We start from the raw sequence: 26,998 nt of genomic DNA on the forward strand, positions 1-26,998 counted from the left end.
TGGCGCTCGCTAGCTGAAGAAGCTCAGCGCCACGGATCCACGGCGTCGCCGAACCACACGACGGCGTAGCCGTTCGCCATCGCGGCGCCCATCGCCGGATACGGGTTCATCGACTTCCACGGGCCGGCGTTGATGATCACCTCGTGGTGACCCGGGCTCCCCTTGAAGGCATCGAGCACCTGCTTCGGCGTCGCGCCTGCGCCGGCGAACGCGATCTCGTAGCCGTTGCCCGGGTAGCGCGGGAAGCCGAGGCCGGCGCTGATCTCGCGCGGCTTGCGCCACATGCAGTCGGCCTTCGCGTGGTCGTTGGTGTAGCAGCAGCCGGTGTAGAGCGGCGCGCCGAAGTTCGACCAGCTGTGCAGGTTGCACGTCCCGCCCCAGGTGCCGGGATGCGACGACAGGTCCGCGACGTGCGCCGCGGCGGTCGCCATCATCGCCTTCGAGAGCTGCAGCGGCGGCAGACCCTTCGACACGCGGTACTCGTTGATCAGGCGCGCGAGCTCCGCGCCCTGCGGACCCGTCGGTAGCGGATCGGGCGATCCCACCGTGGGCGCCGGGGTCGGCGTCGGCTTCGGCGTTGCCGTTGGCTTCGGCGTCGCGGTCGGCTTCGGCGTCGGCTTGACGCCGGGATTGGCGCACGTGCCCGCGTCGCTCGCGTTGATCTTCAGGTCGCCGTTGGTGTCCGCCGCGTCGAAGCAATGGGTCGCGCCGCTGCACACCTGCTCGACGTATCTCTTCGCGACGCTCTTGCAGCGTGCGGCCGCACGGATCGTGCACGACACCGCGCCGTTCGTCAGCGACTCGCGCACGCAGACCACGTTCTTCCCGGGTCGCGTGCCGCACGTCGACTGAACGGTCATCTTGCGCACCGTCGCGGCGCACTGCGAGCGCAGGCGACCTTCCTTGACGAATGCGTCGCGCACCTTCGTCGCGCAAGCGGCGTAGGCGCTCTTTCCCTTCCCCTGCGAGCCGTCGTAGCTCGCGCATGGACAGAGCGCGTCGATCGCCGCACGGACGTCATTGATGTCCGCCTGGTCGGCTGCGATCTGCGCCGGCGTGCCCGTCAAGCAAGCTGCTTTGTTCTGTGCCGATGCCGGCGTCGCGAACGCGCACAGCACCGTGCCGAACAAGGCCGTGACGAGCCACGGTCTCCAACCCCTCATGATCACCTCCTCACAACGTCCCGTGGGCACACGTCGCCCGCGCGGGGTCTTGGACGGAAACGGCCTTCGCGAATGCGAGTGCTCCGCCGATCGGTGTGTGAGACGACGATGAGGGCGCCGTCCTGGCGCTGCCGCTGGATCGAGAGGAGGAAGCGAACCGAGCGAAGCGGACCGGAATCCGTCCGCGGCGCTCTTATGCTGAACCGGTTCTCCGTCGTCAAGCTGCGACGGAAACAAACTGCGGAGACATCCCCACACCATCATCACCCCCCATTCCCTCATTCGGCGCTCGCGCGAGGTGACATGAGGGAGAAACGTGTTGATTGACGCTTTCTTGCGCGTGCGGCGTCGAGTGCTTTGCGCGCTCAGGCGGCACACGCGAAAGCAGCGTGCGGAACGTGACGGTGTGGCAAGTGATTGACGCGGGTCCGTGTCGCGCGACGCAGCAGAGTCCTCATGAAGTTCGAAGCGAGCGAGGCTTCGAGCCGTCGTCGTCGCGACGCGAGCGCGGCCGCTCGCGAACGAGCAGAGAGGCGTGGCGACGAGATGCGGGTGAAGCTCCTCGCGACGGGACGCGTGAGCTTCTCACGACCCCGCATGCGCCGTGCGCCGCGAGCAAGCACCCGCGCATCGGGTTTGGCACCTCTTTGGTGCCGCGCTAACGTCGCGCGCCATGACGGCCGAGCACGCGCTTCGCGTCACGCGCTTCACGGGCTTCGCCGACGAGCGAGCGCGCTTCTTCCACGCGCTCGCGCGCAACCAGAACCGCGAGTGGTTCCTCGCGCACAAGCACGAGTACGAGCAGGGCTGGCGCGAGCCGATGCTCGCGCTCCTCTGGGAGGTGCGCGCCAAGGTGGTGCGCACCTACGGCGAGGACGTCCTCGGCGAGCCGAAGGTGTTCCGCATCTTCCGCGACGTGCGCTTCTCGCGCGACAAGTCGCCGTACAAGACGCACGTCGCAGGCTACCTGCCGCTGGTCTCGACGGGCGGACGCGTGCCGGGACCGGTCGCGCTGTACGTGCACCTCGGAACCGATCGCTACGTCGGCGCCGGGCACTGGATGATGGACGCGGCGCAGCTCGCGCGCTTTCGTAGTGCGGTGCTCGACGAGCGTCGCGGCGCGGCGCTCGCGCGCATCGTCAAGCGCCTCGAGAAGGCGGGCTTCGAGCTCGGCTCGCGCGAGACGCTGAAGAAGGTGCCGCGCGGGGTCGACCCGGCGCACCCGCGCGCAGAGCTCACCAAGCGCAAGGGTCTCGTGGTCGGCTTCCCGCCGCTGCCGCCGAAGCTGATCGTGTCACCCGAGCTCGTGGACTGGCTCGCCGGCCACGCGCGCGCCGCGGCGCCGTTCGTCGGCTGGCTCGCGGACCTCGCCACCTGAGCGTGCAGGTCGAAGCGCACGGAGCGCGTTCGCGCTCGCGAGCGGCGTTGCGCGCCGCGACGACGTCACGTGACGCGCCTCACATCGCGAGGCCGCTCCTCACGCCTTCTCGTTACGGGTACCGACCGCGCGCTGGTTCGCGGTTGCGCGGCGCGGTCGGCACGTCGGAGGATGGAGCCCCATGACCTACGGACACTCGAGAACGCTCCTCGCCGCGCGGCAGGGTCGCGCGCGCTTCGTGCGGACGCTCGCCGCCGTCGCGCTCCTCGTCGCGGACGTAGCCGTCGCGACCGACGGACGCGCCGAGGTGCCGAGCAGCGCCAGCGTCGTCGCGGGTCCGCTCACGGCGCGCGTCGAGGCGAATCCGTTCCGCCTCGTCTTCGAGGACGCGCGCGGCGTGCTGCTCGCCGACGCGCCGACGAGCGACGCGGCGTTTGCCGGCACGCTCGGCTTCCGCGTCGATGACGGTTGGCGGCACGCGACGCAGGCGACGCGCATCCTGCAGCGCAACCAGCGCGCCCTGCGCGCGGCGCTCGCGACCGACGATCCCGCGGGGCGCACGCTCGCGCTACACGTCGAGGCGGAAGGCGACGGCGTCATCGCGGTGACGATGGAGATCGAGGGCTCGTCGGCCGACGTGCGCGCGCTCGGCGCCGCCTGGGCCGCGCGCGACGGCGAGCGCTTCTTCGGCTTCGGTGAGCGCGCGAACGCCGTCGAGCACCGCGGCGCGGACGTCGAGAGCTACGTCTCGGACGGGCCGTACCAGGAGGACGAGTACCCGCTGATGGAGGAGCTGCTGCCTCCGGTGGGCTTCCGACCGCGGCTCGACGCGACGTACTTCCCGATGCCGTGGCTGCTGTCGTCCGCGGGCTACGGCGTGCTCGTGACCAACGACGACACGACCTACCACCACCTCGCGAGCGAGCGCGCCGACGCGTGGAGCTTCGAGGTGCAGGGCGCTCCGGACGACGAGGTCGTGGCACCGCTGCCCGCGCCACGCGAGCTGCGCTTCCTCGTCTTCGCGGGGCCGCGTCCGGCGGACGTCCTCGAGCGCTTCACGCGCGTCGTCGGACGGCAGCCCGAGCTCGAGGCCGCGTGGCCGTTCGGACCGTGGTTCCAGCCCGGCGGCTCGGTCGACCAGCAGGTCGAGCAGGTCGCGGCGCTGCGCGAGGCCGACGCGCCGCTCTCGGTCGCGCAGACCTACCTGCACTACCTGCCGTGCGGCGCGAACCGGGCGCGCGAGCCGGAGCGCACCTCGCGCCTGCACGAGCTCGGCGTCGCGGTGACGACCTACTTCAACCCGATGCTCTGCCAGGACTACACGGACGCCTTCCGTCACGCGACGCGCACGCGCGCGCTGCTCCTCGACCAGGCCGGCGATCCTTATCTTTACACCTACTTCACGACGCGGCCGTTCATCGTCGGGCAGTACGACTTCTCGTTCGGACCCGGGCGACGCGCGTTCCACAACCTGCTGTCGCTCGCGGTGGCCGACGGCCACGACGGCTGGATGGAGGACTTCGGCGAGTACACGCCGCTCGACGCGCGCGCGCACGACGGCCGCCGCGGCTCGGCCGCGCACAACCGCTTCGTGGTCGACTACCACTGCGCGGCCTGGGACTTCGCGCGCAAGCAGCGTCGTCCGATCGTGCGCTACCAGCGCTCGGGCTGGACGGGTGTCGCGCCGTGCGCGCAGGTCGTGTGGGGCGGCGACCCGACGACCGACTGGGGCTACGACGGCCTCGCCTCGACGGTGCGCGCGGGGCTCGGCATGGGGCTCTCCGGCATCGGCGTCTGGGGCTCGGACATCGGCGGCTTCTTCTCCTTCAACGGACGCCTGCTCACCGACGAGCTGCTGATCCGCTGGGTGCAGGTCGGGCTCGTGTCGGGCGTCATGCGGACGCAGCGCGACGGGATCGCGGTCCCGAGCTACGACCGGCCGCAGGTCGAGGACCCGCAGAACATCGGCATCTGGCGGCGCTACGCGAAGCTGCGCACGCAGCTCTACCCGTACGTCGCCGAGGTCGCCGCGGAGTACCGGCGAAGCGGCCTGCCGATGATGCGCCACCTGGTGCTCGCCTACCCGGACGATCCGCGCGTGCTCGACATCGACGACCAGATCCTGTTCGGCTCCGACCTGCTCGCCGCACCCGTGCTCGAGCCGGGCGCGCGCACGCGCCGTCTGTATCTGCCCGCCGGCGAGTGGATCGACTTCTGGCGCAGCGTGCGCTTCGTCGAGGCGGACGGCTCGTTCGAGCCGGTCGGCGCGGAGGTGCTCGACGGCGGGCGCGACGTCGAGGTGCCCGCTCCGCTCGAGGAGCTGCCGCTCTTCGTGCGTGCGGGCGCGATGCTCGTCCTGCTGCCGCCCGACGTCGACACGCTCGCCGACTACGGCGCGGGAACGCCCGGCATCGTGCGCCTCGCCGACCGCCGCGGCGAGCGCCGCATCCTCGCGTTCCCGCGCGGCGAGTCGACGACGCGCTTCGAGCGCGGACGGCTTGCGTCGCGCGAGGCCGCGGACGGCTGGCGGCTCGAGATCGAGGCGCCGAACGTGCGCTGGAAGATCGCTGCGACGCTGTCGTCGCTCGAGCGTCCGTTCACGCCGTGCGCCGTCGAGTGGAGCGGACGCAAGCTCGCGCCGGGGTTGTGGTCGTACGATGCGGCGAGCGGCGTGCTGCACGCGGAGGTCGCGGGCACGGGGACGCTGGTCGTGCGCCGCACGTGTGGCTGACGTCGCGCCGTCGCTGACGTCGAGCGGCGGCTCGTGCCCACGGGCTCGCGCGCGGACGCTTCGCGACGCCGCGGCGTCCGCGCGTCCTGCGTCAAGCATAATCGCAGGATCAAGAGCGTCGTGCGACCAGCAGCAGGTTGCGCGCGAGTATCCGACCGGCGACGCCGCCGACGCGGCGCTCGAGCGCCTGCGACAGCGTGAAGGATGGTAGCGTCCGCGCGCCGAGCTGCAGGTGGAAGCCGTACGGGCGGACGCGCTCGACGGCGAAGCCCGCGTCCGCGAGCGCGCGCGCGATCTCGCGGTAGGCGTAGGGGCGCACCGGATCGCCCGCGGCTTCGCGTGACGGCCCGAGCAGCGTGACGAAGCGCTCGGCGCGGCGCAGCAGGCTTGCGCGGTTGGTGATCGTCAAGACGAAGACGCCGCCCGGACGCAGCACGCGCGCCGCCTCGCGCACGAGCGGCGTCGCGTCGCGCAGACAGCCGAGCAGCGACACCGCGGCGACGCCGGCGACGCTGCGGGCGCGGAGCGGCAGCGCCTCGGCGCGCGCGACCACGAGCACCGGACGCGGAGCACCACTCGCGGCGCTGCTGGTCTCGCGGCGCCCGCGCGCGAGCCGCAGCATGCGCACGTCGTGGTCGATGCCGACGACCGGTCCGAGCGCGGCGAGGATCGCCGTCAGGTGGCCGCCGCCGCAGCCGAGGTCGAGCCACGGCGCAGCGGAAGCGTCGCCTGCGGCGCCGCTTCGCCGCGCGACCCACTCCTCGCGCGCGAGCTCCATGCCGCGGCGGAAGATCCAGGTCGCCGGGCCCGCGTCGGCGCCGTCGTGGAGGAGACCCCAGACCTCGGGATCGAAGCGGTCGCGGTAGGGATTCGGCGCGTGCATCACCGCGCGACCTGCCGCACGACGCGCGGCAGCTTGGCGCTCGGCGCGAGCTCGGGATCCGCCGCGACGATCTGCAGCACGTCCGCGTCGCGCCACAGACGCGCCGCGATCGCGCCCGCCGGGTCGCGTCGCGCGAGCTCGGCGAGGATGCGCTCGGCGACGTGGTCGGCGCGAAACGCGCCCACGCTCGGGCTCAGCTTGACGACGAGGCGTCCGAGCCCGCGCTCGTCGCGCTGGTCGACGAGCTGGTAGGCGTCGGGGGCGCCGCCGAGTTCCTCGACCACGGCGCCGATCGCGTCGTCGAGGATCGCGTGCGCGATCGTCACGCCCTCGAAGGTGAGCTTGTCGTCGCTGCGCACGCCGGACACCGTGAGCTCGAGCCCGAGCTCGCCGAACGGGCAGCCGCAGGTGCGGCGCTCGAGACGACCCGCGTCGCCCAGGTCGGCGTTGAGCAGCACCTTGCCGCTCGCGGGCGAGAGCGTCGTGAACAGCAGCGGCGCGACGCCATCGGCCGCGTGTGTGCCGTCCGCGCTCGGGATCACGGCGAGCCGGTCGGCGTAGACGTGCATGCGATCGGGAGCGTCGTCGCCGGCGTGACGGCAGCTGCCCGCGACGAGGCCGGTCTCGGTCGTCACGTAGCGCGCGTGCACGCGCGCGCCGCTTGCGCGGACGAACGCCGTGCGGCGCGGGCTCAGCGCCTCGCCGCCGGCGAGCACGACGCAGCCGCCGAGGTCGAGGCCGCTCTCGCGGGCCGCCGCCGCGACCCGCACGGCGGAGGTCGCGAACGCCTTCAGCACCGCGCCGCCGCGCTGGTCGCGGGCGCGGGCGAGCCAGCGTGCGACCCGCGTGGCGTCGGCGCTGCCGGTGGGCTCGATGCGCGGCACGCGCAGCCCCTGCGCGCGCGCTCCGAGGCGCAGGAAGGCGAGCCCCGCGGCTTCCGTCGCCGGTGGCGCGAGGTGCGAGAACCAGCGCTCGGGCGCGCGGCGAAACTTGAGCTCGACGAGCAGGTTGTGCATGCCCGAGATGCTGGGCGGGCCAGGCAGCCAGAACGCGCCCGGGAGCTCGGACGCGTCGTGCGCCGCGTAGAGCAGGGCCTCGTTGGCCGCCTCCTCGGCGAAGAAGTCCCAGCCGTAGAGGACGCGCGACGTGCTGCCGCGGCTGCCGCTCGTCTTGCCGACGAGGCCGCCGCCGAGGAGCGGGTTGTCGAAGCTCGCCTGCGTCACGTGCAGCTCGAGACCCGGGCGGCGGATCGGGCGCCGACCCTTCACCTCGTCGAGCGTCAAGTACACGCCGGCGTCGCGCAGCGCGGCGAGCGTCCGCTCGAGACGGTCGCGGCGCACCGCGCGCTCGAGCTCGCCCTGACCGCAGCCGGCCCAGAGCAGGAGTGCGCGCAGCGGGCTCTCGGGCCAGGCGTAGATCAGCTCGCGCGCGCAGCCGAGAAAGCGCTCCTCGCGCTCGGCGAGGCGCTCGCGCAGCCGGTCGCGCGCCGACGCCTCGTCGAGCGGCGTCCGCAGGTAGGAAAGGTAGCCGCCCGCGAGGCGCGCGAGGCGGCGCGCACGCTCGAGCTGCACCGGCTCACCCCGGAAGCGGGCGCGGGCGTGACGGCTCGTGCCGCTCGACGACCTGCGCCGTACGCTCGCCCGCCCGCCTCATCCGCCGGCTGCGGCGTGCTCGGTGCAGCAAGCGTCGAGGAAGCTCAGGTCGGCGTAGCCCGACGGGATGCGCTCGAGGTAGCCGAGGCGCACCATCAAGCTCAAGATCTCGTCCATCGCCGACTGGTTGCGGATCGCGTCGGGGTGCGGCCGGTTGCGCTCGAGCGCGCTCGCGATGAAGCGCGCGTCGACGCCGATGTAGCGCGACGCGATCTCGGCCGACTCCGCGGGGTGCTCCGCGACGAAGCGGGTCGCACGCACGAAGCCGCGCACGACCGCGGCGACGGTGGCGGGATCCTCGTCGCGCTGCGCGACGGTGGTGGTCAGCGAGCAGCCGGGGGCGCCGGACCAGACGTCGCCGGTGCGCCGCACGATGCGTCCGACGTCGAGCATCTCCATCATCGTCGCGTACGGCTCGACCATCGACGCCGCGTCCGTGCCCTGGCCGAACAGCGAGATGATCGCGCCGTCGCCCGACGGCTGGCGGAGGATCTCGACGTCGCGCCAGCCGAGGCCCTCGATGAGCGCCATCGCGGTCAGGTCCTTCATCCCGCCGCGCAGCGGCACGGTGACGCGCGCGACGTCGCGCAGCTCGACACCGCTGCGCACGACGACGGCGGCCTCCTCGTGGCCCGAGCCGCAGACGACGAGCATCGGCACGTCGCCGCCCGCGGCGACGCGCGTCCACGGGATCACCGCGAACTGGCTCTCGCCCGACGCGAGCTTGCGCGGCACCATCCACGCGGTGGGCTCGACCTCGAGCACCGAGTCGATTCCCTCGGACGCGAACATTCCCTTCTCGTGGGCGACGTAGGCCGGGATCTGGCATACGCCGCGCAGCAGCGAGAGCTTCACCTGCTTCATGCCCGAGCCTCCCCTCGCCAAGCGCGTTGGCGCCTCACTCTTCCCGAGTGACGCGCGCGAAGCGAGAGGGCGCGCCGCTCGGACGCCGGCGCCGGTCGCGGTTGCGCTCTCCGCACCCGTACGCCATGCTCGCGCGCTCCCGCTGAACGAGTCCCCGGCAACGTTCCCCGCGCCGGGCCAGCACGGAAGGCGTCGTCATGTCCCGTATCCCTCGTCTCTCGCTCCGCACGGCCCGCGCCGTGCTCGCCGCTGGCGTCGCCTGCGTCGTGCTGGCGGCGTGTGGCGGTCACGGCTCTTCCGGTTTCGCGCCGGGCACGGAGCCCGGACCCGATCCGGGTCCGGGCTCGCCCGCGTGCGAGGGCGGCGAGAGCTTCGCGAGCACGTTCGAGGCGATCCAGCAGGTGATCTTCGAGAAGCGCGGCTGCACGCAGGACGTCTGCCACGGCAGCGGCGCGTCCGGCGGGCTGCAGCTCACGCGCGACGTCGCCTACCGGAACCTGTTCGAGGCGCCGTCGCTCGGCAGCCCGCTCCGTCGCGTCGTGCCCGGCGACAACGACCGCAGCTACCTGTGGCTCAAGCTCGCGGCGGCGACGCGTCCCGGCACCGTCGACATCGGCGGCGCGCCGATGCCGCTCGGCCTCGAGCCGCTGACCGAGAACGAGCTCGAGGCGCTGCGCATCTGGATCTACGCCGGCGCGCCGGAGACCGGGACCGTGATCGGCACCGAGGGTCTCCTCGACGCGTGCCTGCCCGAGCCCGAGCCGATCACCATCAAGCCGCTCGATCCGCCGCCGCCGGGCGAGGGCGTGCAGCTCGTCATGCCGCCGTGGCTGCTGCCGGCCAACAGCGAGCACGAGGTGTGCTTCGCGTCGTACTACGACCTCACCGATCAGGTGCCCGAGCAGTACCGCGACCCGAGCGGGCAGTACTTCCGCTTCAAGGCGAGCGAGCTGCGTCAGGACCCGCAGAGCCACCACCTCATCCTGAACTACTCGCGCGTGCCGGTGGAGGACATCCACCACCCGGCCTTCGGCCCGTGGACGTGCAAGGGCGGCGAGCGCGCGGGCGAGCCGTGCGAGCCGACGGACCTGACGTCGTGCGGCAGCGGGCTCTGCGCGACCGAGTACCGCGACGGCTTCACCTGCACCGGCTTCGGACCACCGGTGCAAGGCGGCGTGGCGAGCATCCAGATCGGCGGCGCGCAGCAGGCGCAGCAGACGACGGAGTACGTCGACGGCGTGTTCGCGCAGATTCCGCTGAAGGGAATCCTCTACTGGAACTCGCACGCGTTCAACTTGACGAAGTCCGACCACCTGATGAACGCGCGCCTCAACTACTGGTTCGCGGAGCCCGAGGAGCAGCGTCACCCGGTGCGCGGGATCTTCGACGTGAGCCGCATCTTCTCCGCGAACGCCGCACCCTTCACGACGCAGACGCTCTGCCACGACCACGTGCTCCCGAAGGGGGCGCGGCTCTTCGGCCTCTCGTCGCACACGCACCAGCGCGGCAAGCACTTCACCGTCGACCTGCCCGACGGCACGCGCATCTACGAGAGCTTCGTCTACAACGACCCGCTCGCCGCGGTTTACGATCCGCCGCTGATCTTCGACTCGCCGAACCCGGCCGAGCGCACGCTGCGCTACTGCTCGCTGTTCAACAACGGCGTCAAGGAAGACGGCTCGCCCGATCCCGAGACGGTGACGCGCTTCTCGCGTCTGCCGGCGAGCGTCTTCATCCCCGGCGTGCCGGGACGCTGCAACCCGGTCGCGTGCGCCGAAGGCAAGGTCGGCGCGCCGTGCAGCGGCGTCGGCGACGACGCCACGTGCGACACGTCCCCCGGCGCGGGCGACGGCTTCTGCGACGCCTGTCGCATCACCGGCGGCGAGAGCACGGAGAACGAGATGTTCATCCTGCTCGGGCAGTACTACGTGCCCGACGAGGATCCCGACGCCGAGGGACCGCGGCCGGGGCAGATCGGTGCGCTCGCGTCTGCGAGCGCGGCGCGGCGCTCGGACTTCGTCGGCTTCGCGGTGCCGCCGGCGCAGGGCTGCGCGTCGTCGCACGCGGGGCACGCCGACCCGGCGGGGCACGCGGCGCACACGGGACACTGAGGATCGGGGCCGTCACGCGCCGCGCGCCTTGCAGGCGCGTCCGAGGCCGCTAGCATTCCCGCGCCATGCCGGCGCCGGAACGCGTGCTGCTCGTTCGCCTGAGCGCGATCGGCGACGTCGTCAACGTGCTTCCGGCGCTGACGCTGCTGCGCCGCGCGCTGCCGCAGGCGTTCATCGGCTTCGCGGTCGAGGACCGCGCGAAGGACGTGATCGTCGGCCACCCGTTCGTCGACCGCGTGCACGTCTTTCCGCGCCGTCGCTGGCGCGAGATGCTGCGCCGACCGAGTCCGAGCGGCTGGGCGCAGCTCGCGCGCGAGGTGCGCGCCTACGCGCGCGAGATCCGGGACGAGCGCTACGACGTCGTGCTCGACGAGCAGAGCAACCTGAAAGGCGCCGTGCACGCGCTCGCGAGCCGGGCGCCGCGCCGCATCGGCTTCGCGCGCGGCCACGACTACGAGCTCAACCATCTGCTGTCGACGGAGCAGGTGACGCCGCCGGCATCGCGTCCGCACCGGGTCGACAAGTTCGTCTCGCTGCTCGGCGCGCTCGGCATCGACGGCGACGCGCGCGAGTACGTCCTGCCGCACGACGCCGCCGCCGCGGAGCGCGTCCGAAGCTACTTGACGCAGTCCGGGCTCGGAGCCAAGGCGTACGTCGTGCTCCATCCCGGGACCAGCGACCACGGCGCGGAGAAGCGCTGGCCGCCGGAGCGCTTCGCGGCGCTCGCGCGGCTCGTGGGTGAGCGGCTCGGACGTCCGGTGCTCGTGACCTGGGGGCCGGGCGAGGAGCCGCTCGCGCAGAAGGTCGCCGAGCTCTCGGGTGGTGCGGCGCGCGTGGCGCCACGGACGGAGTCGCTGCTCGAGCTCGTCGAGCTGATCCGCGGTGCAGCGGTTTTCGTGTCCGCCGACACCGGTCCGATGCACCTCGCGGTCGCAGCCGGCGTGACGTGCGTGGCGCTCTTCGGACCGAAGGATCCGGCAATCTACGGACCGTACGGCGCGCAGCACGTCGTCGTGCGCCCGTCCGGTCCTGCGGCGAATGGACGCTCGATGCTCGGCATCGCGCCGGAGGACGTGTTCGCCGCCGTCGCGGCGAAGGTCGCGCCCGCATGACGGCGGTCGGCGACGTCGCGCAGCCCGGGGTGACGGCGCCGGCGCCGCTCGTCACGACGACTCCCGGATCGCGCGCGGCGCGCATCGTCGGACGCCTGCGCAGCGAGCGTGTCCGAACGATCGCGCTGTTCGCCTTGATCGCGCTCGTCCTCGTCGCGGTCACGCCCGCGGACAACGTCTACGACGGGCCGCTGCGGCTCGCGCGTGAGCTCGTCCAGGGACGCACCTACCTGCCGCAGTTCTACAAGTGGATCGAGATGTACCGCCACGACGGGCGCGACTACCTCGCGTACCCGCCGATGGTGAGCTTCGTCCTCGTCCCGTACGCGTGGCTCACGCGCGGCGAGCTCGGGCAGCCGCCGTTCAACTCGCTGCTGATCTTCGGCTCCGCGGTGCTGCTCTTCCGCCTGCTCCGCGGCCTCGACGGCATGGCGCAGCTCGCGCGTCCCGCGGTGGTCGCCTACGTGCTCGGCACGCCGCTCCTGTACTCCGCGCACCGGGGCGACACCTGGCTGCTGATGCACGACGAGGGGAACTTCTTCCTGCTCCTCGCGTTGCTGCTCGCGTTCGTGCACGAGCGCTGGTTCCTCGCCGGGCTCGCCTTCATGGTGGCGGTGCAGGTGCGCTACGTCATCGCGCTCGCGGGGCTGGTGTTCCTGCTGCGGCTCGCGTCGCTCGCTTGGCAGGAGCGCTCGCTCGCCGTGCTCGTGCGTCGCGGCGCGCTGTTCGCGCTCGGCGGCCTGCCGCCGCTGCTGCTCGTGCTCGCGTTCCAGTGGTCGACGCTCGGCGATCCGCTCATGTCGCCGTACGTCGCGGGCTGGAACCAGTGGGGTCTGCGCGGACCGCAGTTCTCGCTGCGCTACCTGCCGACCAACTGGCCGACCTACACGTACGCCCACCCGGAGCTGCTGCCGACCTTCCCCTACCTGCGCTTCGGCCTCGAGGGACAGTCGTACTTCGTGATGAGCCCGTTCTTCCTCGGCGTCTTCCTGCTCGACTGGCGACGGCGCTTCGTGCGGTGGCTGCTGCCGAGCGCGGTCCTGATGCAGTGCTTCTACCTGGTCTACTTCGGGAGCGGTTACGCGCAGTTCGGCGCGCGCTACGCGCAGGACTTCTACCCGCTGCTGCTGCCGGTGGCGCTGAGCGCGTTCGCGCGCCCCGGACGGTGGTGGCGTCGCGTGCTCTTCGTGCTGATCGGCTACGCGGTCGCGCTCAACGCCTACGGCGTGTACGTCACCTCGCTCGGCTGACGTCGGCATGCGCGCGTGGCGTGCGTTGAAAGGCTATCGGTGAAGCGCGAACATCCAGCCCCTGGCGTCGTGGCGAAAAGTGCGATCATCATCGGCGCGGGGCCGGCCGGGTTGACCGCCGCCTACGAGCTCCTCGAGCACACCGACGTGCGCCCGATCGTCCTCGAGGCGACGGACGACGTCGGCGGTCTCGCGCGCACCGTCAATTACAAGGGCAACCGCATCGACATCGGCGGCCACCGCTTCTTCTCCAAGTCGGACCGCGTGATGGAGTGGTGGGAGAAGATCCTGCCCTTCGAGCTGCCCGGCAACGGCGACGGCGAGGTGCGGATCACCTACCAGAACAGCTCGCGCGCGGTCCGTGCGGCGCGGCCCGCGCCCGATCCGACGCAGACCGATCGCGTCATGCTGCTGCGGCCGCGCGTGTCGCGCATCTTCTTCCGCCGCCAGCTCTTCCCGTACCCGATCCAGCTGAGCGTCGGGACGCTGCGCAAGCTCGGCCTCGCCTCGGCGATCCGCATCGGGCTCAGCTACCTGCGCGTCCGCGTGGCGCCGCTGCGCGAGGAGCGCTCGCTCGAGGACTTCTTCATCAACCGCTTCGGCCGCGAGCTCTACCGCACCTTCTTCAAGGACTACACGGAGAAGGTTTGGGGCGTGCCGTGCAGCGAGATCAAGCCGGAGTGGGGCGCGCAGCGGATCAAGGGCGTGTCGATGGGGCGCGCGCTCTGGCACGCGGTGCGCTCGCTCTTGTTCCCGGATCAGTCGATCGAGCAGAAGAAGGCCGAGACCAGCCTGATCGAGCGCTTCCTCTATCCGAAGCTCGGTCCGGGGCAGCTCTGGCAGGAGGTCGCGCGCGAGGTGCGCGAGCGCGGCGGCGAGGTGCACCTCGGGTGGGAGGTCGATCGCGTGCACACCGCCGGTCGGCGCGTCGTCGCGGTCGAGGCGCGCGAGGTCCACAGCGGCGCGCGTCGCCGTCTCGACGGTGACTACTTCTTCTCGACCATGCCGGTGCGCGAGCTGGTGCGGGCGTTCGACGTCGAGCCACCCGCCGACGTCGCGCGCATCGCGGCGGGGCTCGTCTATCGCGACTTCATCACGGTCGGCCTGCTGCTCCGCAAGCTCAAAATCCGAGGGGAGGCGCGTCCCGGCATGCCGGACGGGCTCGTGCCGGACAACTGGATCTACATCCAGGAGCGCGACGTGAAGATCGGCCGCCTGCAGATCTTCAACAACTGGAGCCCGTGGCTGGTGAAGGACCCGAGCACCGTCTGGGTCGGGCTCGAGTACTTCTGCAAGGAGGGCGACGAGCTCTGGAGCATGTCCGACGCCGACATGCTGCGCTTCGCCGCCGACGAGCTCGCGCGCATCGACGTCATCGACGCGTCCGACGTGCTCGACGGCGTCGTCATCCGGGTGCCGAAGACCTATCCCGCCTACACCGGCACCTTCGAGGAGTTCGACCGCGTGCGCGAGTGGCTCGACCGCTTCGAGAACCTGTTCCTGGTCGGCCGCAACGGCATGCACCGCTACAACAACCAGGACCACTCGATGCTCACCGCCATGGCCGCGGTCGAGAACATCCGCAACGGCGTCGTCGCCAAGGACAACATCTGGGCGGTGAACACCGAGGACGAGTATCACGAGGAGCGCTGAGCGGGCGCTTCTGGCTGGCGGCCGAGGGCGAACTACGCTATGGGCTGAGCGCGAGTCGCCCGGTCCTCCGGGCCGACCGGCCGCCACGAATCGCGGAACTCCGTTGAAGAACGAGAAGACGAGCGCGCCACGCCGGTCGGGCGCACGCCGCATGGGCGCCGCCGCGACTGCGGCCCCCAGATCGCCGCGAGCCGGCGCGCGGGGTTCGACGCGACGCAAGCGCGGTCGGCGGCCGGGCAGCGTCTCCGGCGACCGTCGCGCGAACCGCCTGCCCGGGCGCGAGAGTCTGCTCGCCGCGGCGGCGAGCCTGTTCGCCGAACTTGGATATGACGCGGTGACCACGCGTCAGATCCTCGAGCGCGCCGGCGTCGAGGCGCCGTCGCTCTACCACCACTTCGGCAGCAAGCTCGGGCTCTACCGTGCGGTGCTGTCAGGCACGAGCGAGCCCTTCGTCGAGCGCTTCGCGCGCGTCGCGCGTCGCCTGCAGGCCGACCCGGACGCCGACGTGCACGAGGTCCTCGCGGAGCTCGTCTGGACGCTGTTCCGCGGCGCGCAGCTCAACCCCGAGACCGTGCAGATCGCGATCTTCGAGGCCGCCCGTCCGGGGCCGCGGCGCTACGACGTGATCTCGGTCTGGGAGCAGCTGCGCGACGTGTTCAAGGGTGTCCTCGAGAGCGCACAAGCGTCCGGACGCCTCGTGATGCCCGCCGGAAACGCAGAGCTGGCCGCGAACCTGTTCATCGGCGCGGTCACCGTGCACCTCCAGCTGCGTCCGATGCACAAAGCGAAGGCGTTGACTCGACGGCTCGCACGACAGATCACGGATGCCATCGTCGAGGGACTGACGCCGCGATCGCAGCGCTCATGATCCGCCGCCGCCCGTCCGAAAATCGTTGCGCTGGTCCGCGAGCGCGCTGGCGTCGACGGCGGAATGCATGTAATGAGGGACGAAGCTCTTGACCCCGTCGTTCCCATATCTCGTGCTCGTGACGAGGAGGAAGCAGTAGCGCTCGCCCAACGAGAGCCCGCTCGGGCTCGATGCCGGATCTCGGCGTCAGATCTGGCTCGGGGCTTGCAGCGCACAGCGACTCACCAACGGGATCGGTTTGCCTCAACGAGTGCATCAGCAGCGCCAGCGACCGGCGTCGATCGGTCGATGGCGTCAAGTAGCGCGTCGGGATGCGGCGCGACGGCGTTCGGTGGAATGCCTGCTCACCGCGTCGGGCGTGCGCGGCGCGTGTGCTCGCCGCTCGCGTTGCCTCTGCTTTCGTGATGCACGTGGTGAAACGCTCGTCGCGGGCCGCGGAGCCTAAGCTTGATTTCACCGAATCTTCGTACTTGTCGGCGCTTGAAGCATCGTGCTACAGGCCGCCGATCGTTCCACTGGGAAGGCTGTGAAAGGCAGCCATGTTGCGGAAGCGAAGCCGAAAGGAAGGTTTGTGTCGAGAACCGCGTTTGTGGGTAATCTGAGTTTCTCCGCCACGGAAGAGGAGCTGACGTCGCTCTTCTCCGAGGTGGGTCCGGTCGTGAAAGCGAGGATCGGGACGGATCGCGAGACCGGACGCTCGAGAGGTTTTGCTTTCGTCGAATTCGCCAGTGAAGAAGCGTGCGCGGCCGCCATTCAGAAGCTGAACGGCCACGAGATGGGTGGCCGTCGGCTGCGCGTCAACGACGCCGACGACAAGCCGCCGCCGCGGCCCGCTGGCGCGCCCGCGCCCGGTGGTTTTCGTCCGAACGGCTTCGCGCCGCGCGGCGGTGGTGATCGCTTCGCGCCGCGTAGCTTCGCGGCCGATCCGGCGCCGCAGCCGTACTTCGAGTCGCGCGGCGACGGCTACGACGACGGTCGCCGTCGCTCGAACTCGAAGGGCAGCCGCCGCGGCCTGCGGGCCCGCAAGCGCAGCCTCTGGAGCTGAGCCTGCGCGGCGCGCAACGTCGCAGCACGACGTTGCGCAGCTCGTGTAACGCTTGACGCCCTGATTCAGCGCGGGCGTCGAGAGGGATTGCTCCCGCGCGCGGCCACGTGCCGCGCGCGGGAGGCACGCGTCGTGCTCTCGCACGGCGCGCGATGGAGGCCCAGCCGCAGCCGCCGAAAGGCGTGCTTCGCACGGCGGCCGCCGCTCTGCTGATCGCGGCCGCGGTGCTCGGCGTCGTCGACGCGGCGCTCGCGCTCTGGCACAACCGCGCGATCGCGCCGCACGCGAGCGTGCCGCTATGCTTGACGGCGCCGTTCGTCGTCTGGCTCGTGCTGCTCGCACCGCTCGCGCTGCTGCTCGCTCTGGTGTCGAGCGCGACCCGGCGCGACGCGCGTGCGATGACGTCGGCGCTGCTCGCGCTCGGGTTCGCTGCGGCGCTGCTGCGGGTCGTTGCGGCCGTCGTCGCGAGCTGGCGCGGCGCGGGTGACGTGCGGCTCGCCGATGCGCTCGCGGTCGCGGCGCTGCCGCTCGCGGTGGGCGCGGGGCTCGGCGCGGAAGCCGCGATGCGCGCGCTGCTCGCGCGCTGCACCGGGCGACGTCTGAGGATCCTCGTCGCGCTCGCGCTCGGCGTGCACCTCGCCGCCGCGGCGGGCGTCGCGTGGCTCGTCCGGCGCGAGAGCCACGGCGTGATCGGCGACGTCCTCGCCGCGGCGCTCGGCCTCGGCGACGCGTCCGACGCCGAGGCGGCACCAACACGGCCGCGCCCCGGCGCCACTCCCGACGCCGAGGCGACGTCAGCGCGGGCGCGGCCCGCGCAGGATCGTCCGGCGACGGCGCGCCATCTCGTCCTCGTCACCATCGACACCCTGCGCGCCGACCACCTCGAACCGCAGCACATGCCCGAGGCGAGCGCGCTCGCCGCCGCCGGGACGCGCTTTCGCGCCGCGTACTCGTCCGCACCGTGGACGCTGCCTGCGCTGGCGTCGCTGCTCACCGGCCTGCCCGCCGCCCGTCACGGCGCCGGGCTGCCGATCGGCGACGGACCGCTCGCGCGCAGCGCTCTGCCCGAAGCGCACGCGACGCTCGCGACCGTCCTCCAGGACGCCGGCTTCGAGACGCGCGCCATCGTGACCAACCCGTACCTCGGCCTCGGCTACGGGCTCGGACGCGGCTTCGCTAGGTTCGAGAACGTCACGCTCGAGAGCGAGGCGCTGCTGACGCTGCAGCCGACGCTCGGCTTCTGGCTCGCGAGCCGCGCGTGGCCGCAGCTCGCGATCAGCGACCGCGGCGCTGCGGTGACGTCACGCGCGGCGCGCTTCCTGCGCGCGCGGACGAGCGAGCGCCGACTGTTCCTGTGGCTGCACTACGTCGACCCGCACGCGCCCTACGATGGTGCGACGCGCAGCTTCCGCGACGATCTGCTCGCCGGACCGGACGGCGTCTTGCCGCGCATGGCGCAGCTCCGCGCCGGCGAGATCCGTCCCGACGCGACCGGACGCGCGGCGCTGCGCGCCGCGTACGAGCGTGCGGTGCGCGCGGTCGATCACGAGGTCGGCGACGTCCTGCGTCTGCTCGACGCGTCCGGGCTCGGCGACGACGCCGTCGTCGTGCTGACCGCGGACCACGGCGAAGAGCTCTGGGACCACGGCGGCGTCGAGCACGGCCACACGCTGTACGACGAGCTGATCCGCGTCCCGCTCGTCATCCGCTGTCCCGGCTGTCCGCGCGGCGTCGAGGTCGCTCAGTTGGTCGGAATCGAGGCGCTCGCCGCGACGCTGCTCGAGCTGCTCGGCGTCGCGCCGCCAGCCGCGATGTCGCCCGGCTTCGCCGCGCTGCTGCGCGGCGCGCCCTACGAGCCGCGCCCGGTGGTGAGCGAGAACCTGCTGTTCGCGGAGGAGCGCGTCGCGCTGCGCACCGAGCGCTTCACCTACGTCGCGTGGCCAAACGGCAAGGAGGAGCTCTACGACCGCGTGCGCGACCCGCACGAGCTGCGCGACCTCGCGGCGCGGACGCCGCTCGTGCGCCGCCACCGCGAGCAGCTCGCGCGGCTGCGCGTCACGCCGCCCGACGTCGCCGCGCGCTCTCGTGCGCCAGCGCGTGGCGACGACGACCGCACGCGCCGAGCGCTGCGAGCGCTCGGCTACGTGCAGTGACGTCGACTACGTGTGAAAGATCTCGACGACGAGCGCGAGCCTTCAGCCGCCGACCGGCCCGACCGTCTGCTCGAGCCGCTTGCCGATGGTGTTCTCGTCCACCGGCTGGTTCAGCTTCTGCATCAGGACCGGGTACGAGTCGACCTCGGGAACCGGGTCGAGCTGATCGATCTTCGGCACCTTGGCGAGCGCCTTCTCGATGTAGGGCGCGAGCTCCTCGGCCTTCTGCTTGACGCGCTTCTCGTGGCGCTCCTTGAAGTCCGGCTGGATGCGCTTCGCGAAAAGCTCGAGCGACTCGCAGATGTGCTCGTGGCGGTTGTTGCCGCCCTGCTGGATGAAGATCACCTGGTCGACGCCCATCTCCTCGAACTTCTCGAGGTTCTCGCGCACCTGCTCGACGTTTCCGATGCCGCCGGTGGGCGCGAAGGGCTGGTTCCGATTCTTCTGGAAGTCCTCCCAGACGTTGAAGCGTCCGGGGACGTGCGTCCCGGTGATGTAGTAGTGCGCGAGCGCGTAGCCGAAGAACTGGAAGCCCTCGAGGCCGCGCTTGAGCGCCGTCTCGGAGTCCTCGTGGCACATGAAGCCGGTCACCATGGCCACGTTTGGATTGACGGCCTGTCCGATCGGCTCGCACTCGTTCTTGAAGGTCTCGTAGTACTCCTCGACCCAGTACTTGGCCTCGCTCGGGTCGATGAACGCGAAGGTGAGCGCGCCCATGCCGAGCTTCGCGGCGAGGCGGATCGTGGTGCGGTTCGAGCACGCGACCCACAGCGGTGGATGCGGACGCTGCACCGGCTTCGGCACGATGTTGCGGTGCGGCATCGAGAAGTACTTGCCCTTGAAGCCGGGGTAGGGGTTCGCGGCGAGCATCTTGGCGGTCTCGCGCACCGCCTCCTCCCACATCTCGCGCTTCGCGATCGGGTCGACGCCGAAGCCCTCGAGCTCGAGCCGCGCGCTCGACTCGCCGGTGCCCCACTCGACGCGGCCGTTGCTCACCAGGTCGAGCGTCGCGATGCGCTCGGCGACGCGCGCCGGGTGGTTGTAGCCAGGCGGCATCAGCACGATGCCGTGCCCGAGGCGGATGTTCTTCGTCCGCTGGCTGCACGCGGCGAGGAAGACCTCGGGCGCGGAGGAGTGCGAGTACTCCTCGAGGAAGTGGTGCTCGACCTCCCAGGCGTACTCGATGCCCAGTCGGTCGGCGAGCTCGACCTGCTCGAGCGCGTCCTGGAAGAGCTTGAGCTCGGCGCCCTCGTTCCACGGACGCGGCAGCTGGTGCTCGTAAAAGATGCCGAATTGCATGGCTAGGACTCTCCTTTCGAATCACCTCGCCGCGCGGCCTTGCGCGCGGCGCGCTGCTGCGGCAGCGGCATCGGTGTGGTGAGCGCGATGAGGCCGCCGATGGTGAAGCGCACGAGGCCGTCGATCAGCTTCGCGCGGATCTTCTCGCGCTCGCGCGGCGGACGGTCGAGGTAGTCGAGCACGGTCGCGAACGTGGTCGCGCTGATGAGCTCGGCGGCGAGCCTCAGCACCTCGTCGCCGCCGCGCGGGTGGATTCCGGCGCGCCGGTAGTCGGCGGCCAGGCTCTCGATCCAGCGACGATGGTTGTCGCGCAGGTAGGCGCGCACGCGCGGGTCCTCGCTCTCGCGCTCGCGCATCATGATGCGGAACAGGTCGTCGTTCTGCTCCGCGATGCGGAACACGGTCTCGAAGGAGTGCCGCGCGATCTCGCCGGGCTCGCTTTCCGGACGCGGCCGGTGCGCCTCCTGGATCATCGCGAGAAACGTGCGCGAATGGTCCTCGAGGATCGCGAGCAGCAGATCGGTCTTGTCGCGGAACTGGTGGTAGAACGAGCCGACCGAGACACGAGCGGGGACGAGGATGTCCTCCTTGAGGTTCGCGCCCGCGTGTCCCTTGCGCGCGAAGACGCGGCGTCCGACGGCGAGGAGACGCGCGCGCGTCCGCTCGCGGGACGTCGCGCGGGCTGCCGCACCGCCGCGAAGTGGAGCCGCCTGGCCCGCCATGTTGCTAGAATAAAGGTTCTAGAATCCTCAGTCTAGCAAGGGCGTGCGCGAACGGTCGCTGTGGGCTCGCAACGGCCCGAGAAACGACGCGAGCAGGCCGGGAAAACGAGGACGTCGCGTTGAACCGCGCCGCGCTGGCGCATATTCGACCTCGATGCGCTGCCTTTGCCCCGTGGTGACGCATCCTTCGACGCTGCGGCAGCGCAGCGTCGCACCATCCTCGACGCTCGTGCTCGCCTGCGTCGCGCTCGCGTTCGTCGCGGCGTGCACGTCGTCGCCGCCGCAACCCGAGGCGCCGACCTACGCCGTCGTCTCGACGCTCGCCAAGCCCAAGGAAACGCTCGCGCTGTCCGTACGCTCGCGGAGCGGCGAGGTCCTGGGGCGCGAGTTCAGGCCGACTGCGGAGGTGGCCTGGTCCCGTCCCCTCACGCCGAAGGGGCCGCCGTCGGTGGTGGACGGCGCGCTCGAGCGCGTCTACGAGGTCGGGCCCTTTCTCGTCGACCAGACGGTGATGGTCAGCCGCACCTACGAGAAGAAGGGCGAGGCGACCCAGTCGCTCCCCGCGGTGCTGGCGACGGCGAAGGGACGCGAGCTGGTCGTGCGCTTCGACATCCCGAATTTTGATGGCGACGCAGAAGACTGGAAGGTGCACGCCGTGGCGTTCATCATCCCGCCGCCCGAGCGCGTCACCACCACGGAGCCGATCACGGTGCCGCCGGGCGCCGTGCTCGAGGGCGCCTACGGGCTGAGCCCGGCCTCGGCCGGCGCGAGCACGTCGCCGGTGCGGCTCGAGCTCGTCGCCCTGACGGACGCAGGCTCGCACGTGCTGCTCAGCAAGGAGCTCGCGCAGGACGACGAGCGATCGTTCGAGTGGAGCGACTACCGCATCGACCTCGAGGAGCTCGCCGGGCAGAAGGTGCGCTTCGAGCTGCGCAGCGAGGTCGCGGCGAGCGACGCCGAGCAGGCGCTGCGCGTCGGCTATCCGGTCTGGAGCGTGCCCGTCGTGCTCGCGCCCCGCGCCGCGGACGACACGCGCAACGTCGTGCTGATCTCGCTCGACACGCTGCGGGCGGACTTCGTCGGCGCGTACGGCCAGAAGCGTCCGACGACGCCCAACCTCGACCGCTTGGCCGAGGAGGGCGCGCTGTTCGAGAACGTGTACACGACGTACCCGTCGACGACCGCCTCGCACATGACGATGCTGACCGGCGTCCATCCGTCGGTGCACGGCGTCTACGCCTTCGGCTCGCTGCTGCCGAGCTCCTACGAGCTGCTGTCGACGGTGCTCGCCGCGCGCGGCTACCAGACGGCGGCCGTGACCGAGGACGGGATGATCCACGCGTTCGCCGGATTCGTGCGTGGCTTTCGCTCGTACCGCGAGTACCTGGTCGCCAACATGGACGAGTACGGCGTGGCCGCGGAGGTGATCGACAGCGGGATCGAGTGGCTGCGTCGCCACAAGGACGAGCGCTTCTTCCTCTTCCTGCACACCTACCAGGTGCATTCGCCGTACGCGCCGCCCGAGGGCTACGACGTGTTCGAGGCGGACGGCGACGGCGCGGACGAGCTCGGCGGGCCCTTTCCGCCGGACATCGTCCGCACCCGGCTCGCGTACGCCGGGGACGTGCTCTACACCGACGCGCAGGTCGCGCGTCTCCTCGCCGAGCTCGACGCGCTCGGCCGGCGCGACGACACGGTCGTGATCGTGACCGCGGATCACGGCGAGGCGCTCGGCGAGAACGGCCTGCTCGGCCACAACTGGTTCGCCACCGAGCCCGTGCTGCGGATCCCGCTGCTGATCCGGGCGCCCGGTCGCGTGCCGGCGGGTGCGCGCGTCTCTTCGCTGGTCTCGCTGGTCGACCTGGCGCCCACCGTGCTCGACCTCGCCGGCGTGTCGCAGCTCGAAGACCCGATGCCCGAAGAGCAGCGAAAGATGCAGTCGCAGATGCAGGGCACGAACCTCGTGCGCCTGCTCGACGGCGCGGAGCTCGCCGAGCGCGCGGTCTACGTCGAGCACGACCGTCAGGACGGCCGGAAGGAGGTCATCGTGCGCCAGGGCACGACGAAGTGGATCGCCACCGACGGCCGCGTCCTGGTTCGCTACGACCTCGAGAGCGACCCGCTCGAGCGGGAGCGCCGCGAGGATCCCGAGCTGCTCGCGCCGGGCCAGAAGCTGGTCGACGCCTACGTCGCCGCGAACGACGAGCTGCGCCGCCAGCGCGGCAACCCGCGTCCCACGGCCGTCGAGACCGACGACGCGACGATGAAGAAGCTGCGCGCCCTCGGCTACGTCGAGTGACGCCGGCGCCCCGTCGCCGCGACGCCGTCGGCCGCCGGTGAGCGGTCACCGCTCCCGGCGCTTCTGCCGCACCCCTGCCGCGTCCGGCGTCCGCGCCCCCGGCCGCGCTCGCGCCGCGCTCCCACGCCCGGAAAACGCGGTCGAAAGGCGAAAACCGCTTTGCTAGCGTCTTTCAAGATGACCGGAGCCGACGTCCGACGGGGTTTCCTCGAGTTCTTCCGCCGCCACGACCACCTCATCGTGCCCAGCGCACGCATCGTGCCGGAGAGCGACCCGTCGCTGCTGTTCACGAATGCGGGGATGGTCCCCTTCAAGAACGTCTTCCTCGGCGTCGAGAAGCCGCCCGCGCCGCGCGTCGCCGACGTGCAGAAGTGCCTGCGCATCTCGGGCAAGCACAACGACCTCGAGGACGTCGGGCGCGACGTCTACCACCAGACGTTCTTCGAGATGCTCGGCAACTGGTCCTTCGGCGACTACTACAAGGCCGAGGCGATCGAGTGGGCCTGGCAGCTCCTGACCAAGGAGTGGGGTCTCGACCCGAACCGCATGTACGCGACGGTCTTCGAGACCGACGAGGAAGCGGAGAAGCTCTGGCCCAAGGTGACGAGCCTGCCCGCGTCGCGCGTCCTGCGCTTCGGCGCCAAGGACAACTTCTGGGAGATGGGCGAGACCGGTCCCTGCGGTCCGTGCTCCGAGATCCACTACGACCGCGGCCCCGGCACCTGCGACCAGCCGCCGGGCCACACCTGCGGGGTCAACTCCGGCTGCGCGCGGTTCATGGAGATCTGGAACCTCGTCTTCATCCAGAACAACCGCGAGCCCGACGGTAGCCTGACCGACCTGCCGGCGAAGCACGTCGACACCGGCATGGGCCTCGAGCGCGTCACCGCGATCCTGCAGGGTGTCCAGGGCAACTACGACACCGATCTGCTGCGCGGCATGATCGAGGTCGCCGAGGAGCGCGCGAAGAAGCGCTACGAGGGCGGCACCAGCGACGCCGACGTCGCCTTCCGCGTGATTGCCGACCACGGCCGCGCGGTCGCGGTGATGATCGCCGACGGCATCACGCCGTCGAACGAGGGCCGCGGCTACGTGCTGCGCCGCCTGCTGCGCCGCGCCGCGCGCCAGGGCCGCGTTCTTGGCTTGACGGAGCCGTTCCTCGGCGCCGTCACCGACCGCGTGTGCGAGGTGCTCGGCGCCGGCTACCCCGAGCTGATCGAGCACCGCGACCGGATCCGCGCCGCGGTGACCGCGGAGGAGGAGCGCTTCGGCGAGACGCTCGAGAAGGGCCTCGGCCTCCTCGAGGAGGAGGTCGCGAAGCTGCGCCAGAGCGGCGGCACCGTGCTGCCGGGCGAGGTCGCCTTCAAGCTCTACGACACCTACGGCTTCCCGATCGACCTCACCGCCGACATCCTGCGCGGCGAGAAGATGTCGGTCGATCAGGCGGGCTTCGACGCCGCGATGGAGCGTCAGCGCGAGCGTGCGCGCGAGGGCGCGCGCTTCGTCACCGCCACCGCGGGCAGCTTCGCCGACGCGCACTCGAAGTTCGCCGGCGACCGCATCACGTCGCTCGAGTCGCGCGTCGTCGCGATCGCGTCGGCCGACGGCGAGGCGCGCAAGGAGGCCCGCGAGGGCGACGAGATCGAGATCGTCACCGCCGAGACGCCCTTCTACGGCGAGTCCGGCGGCCAGGTCGGCGACACCGGCAAGATCGTCCTGCCGGGCGGCGGGCTGATCGAGGTGGTCGACACCCAGAAGCCGCGTCCGGACCTGATCGTGCACCGCGGCCGCGTGGTGCGCGGCGGCGTCGCGCCGGGCGACCTCGTGCGTCTCGAGATCGACGCCGAGCGCCGCGACCGGATCCGTCTCAACCACTCGGCGACCCACCTGCTCCACGCGGCGCTGCGCCACCAGCTCGGCGAGCACGTCCGCCAGGCGGGCTCGCTGGTGACGCCCGAGCGCCTGCGCTTCGACTTCACGCAGGACAGCCGGCTCTCCGAGGAGCGCCTCGCCGAGCTCGAGGACGAGGTCAACGAGCACATCCGCCAGAACCTCGAGGTGTTCGCCGAGGAGATGTCCTACGACGACGCGCTCAAGGCGGGCGCGCTCGCCTTCTTCGGCGACAAGTACGGCGACCGCGTGCGCGTGCTGCGCATGGGCGACTACTCGGTCGAGCTGTGCGGCGGCACGCACGTCGCGCGCACCGGCGACATCGGCGTCTTCAAGATGCGCGGCGAGTCGGCGGTCGGCGCCGGCGTCCGGCGCGTCGAGGCGCTGACCGGCGAGGGCGCGCTCGAGGCGGTGCGGCGGCGCGAGCGCGAGCTGCGTCAGGTCGCGGAGCTGCTGCACGGAAACGAGGAGGAAGTCGCGGCCAAGCTCGAGAAGCTGCTCGCGCAGCAGAAGGAGCTCGAGCGCAAGCTCGCGGAGGCGCAGTCGAAGCTCGTCTCCGGCGCCTCGCGCGACCTGCTCGACGACGTGCGCCAGGTCGACGGCATCAAGGTGCTCGCGCAGCGGGTCGACCAGGTCGACGCCAAGGTCCTGCGCGACCTCGCCGACAAGCTGCGCGACCGCATGCGCTCGGGCGTCGTCGTGCTCGGCGGCAGCGACGGTCAGAAGGTGCTGCTGCTCGCGGCCGTCACCAAGGACCTGGTCGGACGCGTCCACGCCGGCGACCTGATCAAGCAGATCGCGCCGATCGTCGGCGGCGGCGGCGGCGGGCGACCGGACTTCGCGCAGGCGGGCGGCAAGGATCCGTCGCGCCTGCCGCAGGCGCTCGAGCGCGTCTACGAGCTGATCGGCGGATGAGCGAGGCACGCTCGGACGAGCAAGCGACGGCGGCGGCGCAGGGGCCGCAGAAGTCGATCCGCGTCGACGTCCCCGACCCGCAGCACCTGCACACGCTGCTCGGGCAGCACGACGAGAACATCAAGGTGATCGAGCGTGCGACCGGCGCCCGGGTGCACGTGCACAACGGCGGCTTCGAGGTGTCGGGCGACGAGGTGCAGGCGGAGCTCGCCGCGCGGGTGCTGCGCCAGCTGCGCGAGCTGCTCGAAGGCGGCTACCCGCTGTACGCGTCGGACGTCGATCACGCGCTGCGCATCCTGTCCGCCGACCGCAACGCGCGCCTCAAGGAGATCTTCCTCGACACCGTCTACATCTCGGCGCACAAGCGGACGATCGCCCCGAAGTCCATCAACCAAAAGCTCTACATCGACTCGATCCGCAAGTACGACATCGTCTTCGGCATCGGTCCGGCGGGCACGGGCAAGACGTACCTCGCGATGGCGATGGCGGTCGCGGCGCTGCTCAAGAACGAGGTCGCGCGCATCGTGCTGACGCGTCCGGCCGTCGAGGCGGGCGAGCGTCTCGGCTTCCTGCCCGGCGACCTCGCGGAGAAGGTCAATCCGTATCTGCGCCCGCTCTACGACGCGCTCAACGACATGGTCGATCCCGATCGCGCGCGCCGCTACATGGACCGCGGGACGATCGAGGTCGCGCCGCTCGCCTTCATGCGCGGCCGCACGCTGAACGACTCGTTCGTGATCCTCGACGAGGCGCAGAACACGACGCGCGAGCAGATGAAGATGTTCTTGACGCGTCTCGGCTTCGGCTCGCGCGCCGTGATCACCGGCGACGTGACGCAGATCGACCTGCCGTTCGGCAAGGCGTCGGGCCTGATCGAGGCGCGCGAGATCCTGAAGGGCATCGAGGGCATCCGCTTCGTGCAGTTCGACGAGCGCGACGTCGTGCGTCACCGCCTGGTGCAGCAGATCATCGCCGCTTACGACCGTGCCCCGGCCCCGTAGCGGAGCCGA

At 71.4% G+C, this 26,998-nt stretch carries 18 protein-coding genes; 12 read left to right on the forward strand and 6 right to left on the reverse strand.

Translation table 11 applies throughout. The features are described 5' to 3' along the window. Window positions 1-23: 23 nt before the first annotated feature. Entirely contained in the window at window positions 24-1,163 is a 1,140-nt protein-coding gene (locus tag VIS07_22100; GenBank protein ID HEY8518213.1) for a CAP domain-containing protein, read from the reverse strand. Between the two features lie 673 nt (window positions 1,164-1,836). Between VIS07_22100 and VIS07_22105 the strand changes: the two genes are divergently transcribed. Beyond that, entirely contained in the window at window positions 1,837-2,541 is a 705-nt protein-coding gene (locus VIS07_22105; protein HEY8518214.1) for a DUF2461 domain-containing protein, read from the forward strand. Between the two features lie 181 nt (window positions 2,542-2,722). Then, window positions 2,723-5,272, forward strand: a complete 2,550-nt coding sequence (locus tag VIS07_22110; protein HEY8518215.1) for a TIM-barrel domain-containing protein — start codon at window positions 2,723-2,725, stop codon at window positions 5,270-5,272. A gap of 109 nt (window positions 5,273-5,381) precedes the next feature. On the opposite strand, the gene VIS07_22115 is transcribed toward VIS07_22110, so the two are convergent. The 3 genes from VIS07_22115 to VIS07_22125 all read right to left on the reverse strand — a co-directional run bounded on the left by VIS07_22115 (window position 5,382) and on the right by VIS07_22125 (window position 8,671). Continuing rightward, window positions 5,382-6,155 carry a class I SAM-dependent methyltransferase gene (locus VIS07_22115; protein ID HEY8518216.1) on the reverse strand — a complete coding sequence of 258 codons (774 nt, stop codon included), beginning with the start codon at window positions 6,153-6,155 and terminating at the stop codon, window positions 5,382-5,384. Further along, complete coding sequence (locus VIS07_22120; GenBank protein HEY8518217.1) at window positions 6,155-7,726, reverse strand: hypothetical protein; 1,572 nt, start codon at window positions 7,724-7,726, stop codon at window positions 6,155-6,157. The genes VIS07_22115 and VIS07_22120 overlap by 1 nt, the downstream gene beginning before the upstream one ends. A 78-nt stretch (window positions 7,727-7,804) precedes the next feature. Further along, complete coding sequence (locus tag VIS07_22125) at window positions 7,805-8,671, reverse strand: ABC transporter substrate-binding protein (protein ID HEY8518218.1); 867 nt, start codon at window positions 8,669-8,671, stop codon at window positions 7,805-7,807. Between the two features lie 197 nt (window positions 8,672-8,868). Here VIS07_22125 and VIS07_22130 point away from each other — a divergent pair, with 197 nt between their 5' ends. From VIS07_22130 to VIS07_22160, 7 genes are all read left to right on the forward strand, one after another. Then, entirely contained in the window at window positions 8,869-10,782 is a 1,914-nt protein-coding gene (locus VIS07_22130; protein HEY8518219.1) for a hypothetical protein, read from the forward strand. A 65-nt stretch (window positions 10,783-10,847) separates the two neighbouring features. Further along, window positions 10,848-11,894, forward strand: coding sequence for a glycosyltransferase family 9 protein (locus tag VIS07_22135; protein ID HEY8518220.1), 1,047 nt, complete (start codon window positions 10,848-10,850; stop codon window positions 11,892-11,894). Continuing rightward, complete coding sequence (locus VIS07_22140; protein HEY8518221.1) at window positions 11,891-13,144, forward strand: hypothetical protein; 1,254 nt, start codon at window positions 11,891-11,893, stop codon at window positions 13,142-13,144. The genes VIS07_22135 and VIS07_22140 overlap by 4 nt, the downstream gene beginning before the upstream one ends. Before the next feature lie 69 nt (window positions 13,145-13,213). Then, window positions 13,214-14,797, forward strand: a complete 1,584-nt coding sequence (locus VIS07_22145) for an NAD(P)/FAD-dependent oxidoreductase (protein HEY8518222.1) — start codon at window positions 13,214-13,216, stop codon at window positions 14,795-14,797. Window positions 14,798-15,083: 286 nt separating this feature from the next. Next, window positions 15,084-15,665: a helix-turn-helix domain-containing protein gene (locus tag VIS07_22150; GenBank protein ID HEY8518223.1), complete on the forward strand. Its 582-nt coding sequence runs from the start codon at window positions 15,084-15,086 to the stop codon at window positions 15,663-15,665. A gap of 526 nt (window positions 15,666-16,191) precedes the next feature. Next, window positions 16,192-16,710, forward strand: a complete 519-nt coding sequence (locus VIS07_22155; GenBank protein HEY8518224.1) for a hypothetical protein — start codon at window positions 16,192-16,194, stop codon at window positions 16,708-16,710. A gap of 182 nt (window positions 16,711-16,892) precedes the next feature. After that, the gene (locus VIS07_22160) at window positions 16,893-18,863 is read left to right on the forward strand and encodes a sulfatase-like hydrolase/transferase (GenBank protein HEY8518225.1); all 1,971 of its coding nucleotides are present in this window, start codon (window positions 16,893-16,895) and stop codon (window positions 18,861-18,863) included. Between the two features lie 42 nt (window positions 18,864-18,905). Here VIS07_22160 and VIS07_22165 read toward each other — a convergent pair whose 3' ends face one another. Next, window positions 18,906-20,162 carry an LLM class flavin-dependent oxidoreductase gene (locus VIS07_22165; protein HEY8518226.1) on the reverse strand — a complete coding sequence of 419 codons (1,257 nt, stop codon included), beginning with the start codon at window positions 20,160-20,162 and terminating at the stop codon, window positions 18,906-18,908. Between the two features lie 2 nt (window positions 20,163-20,164). After that, window positions 20,165-20,884: a TetR/AcrR family transcriptional regulator gene (locus VIS07_22170; GenBank protein HEY8518227.1), complete on the reverse strand. Its 720-nt coding sequence runs from the start codon at window positions 20,882-20,884 to the stop codon at window positions 20,165-20,167. A 175-nt stretch (window positions 20,885-21,059) separates the two neighbouring features. On the opposite strand from VIS07_22170, the gene VIS07_22175 reads away from it, so the two are divergent. The 3 genes from VIS07_22175 (at window position 21,060) to VIS07_22185 (ending at window position 26,989) form a co-directional block, all read left to right on the forward strand. Beyond that, the gene (locus tag VIS07_22175) at window positions 21,060-23,183 is read left to right on the forward strand and encodes a sulfatase (protein ID HEY8518228.1); all 2,124 of its coding nucleotides are present in this window, start codon (window positions 21,060-21,062) and stop codon (window positions 23,181-23,183) included. 177 nt (window positions 23,184-23,360) lie between these two features. Beyond that, on the forward strand, window positions 23,361-25,988 hold the full coding sequence (alaS, locus tag VIS07_22180) for an alanine--tRNA ligase (GenBank protein ID HEY8518229.1): 2,628 nt from the start codon (window positions 23,361-23,363) through the stop codon (window positions 25,986-25,988). Then, the gene (locus VIS07_22185) at window positions 25,985-26,989 is read left to right on the forward strand and encodes a PhoH family protein (protein HEY8518230.1); all 1,005 of its coding nucleotides are present in this window, start codon (window positions 25,985-25,987) and stop codon (window positions 26,987-26,989) included. The genes alaS and VIS07_22185 overlap by 4 nt, the downstream gene beginning before the upstream one ends. Window positions 26,990-26,998: the final 9 nt, after the last annotated feature.

The sequence above is a fragment of the Candidatus Binatia bacterium genome, from assembly GCA_036563615.1.
Classification (GTDB): domain Bacteria; phylum Desulfobacterota; class Binatia; order UBA12015; family UBA12015; genus DATCMB01.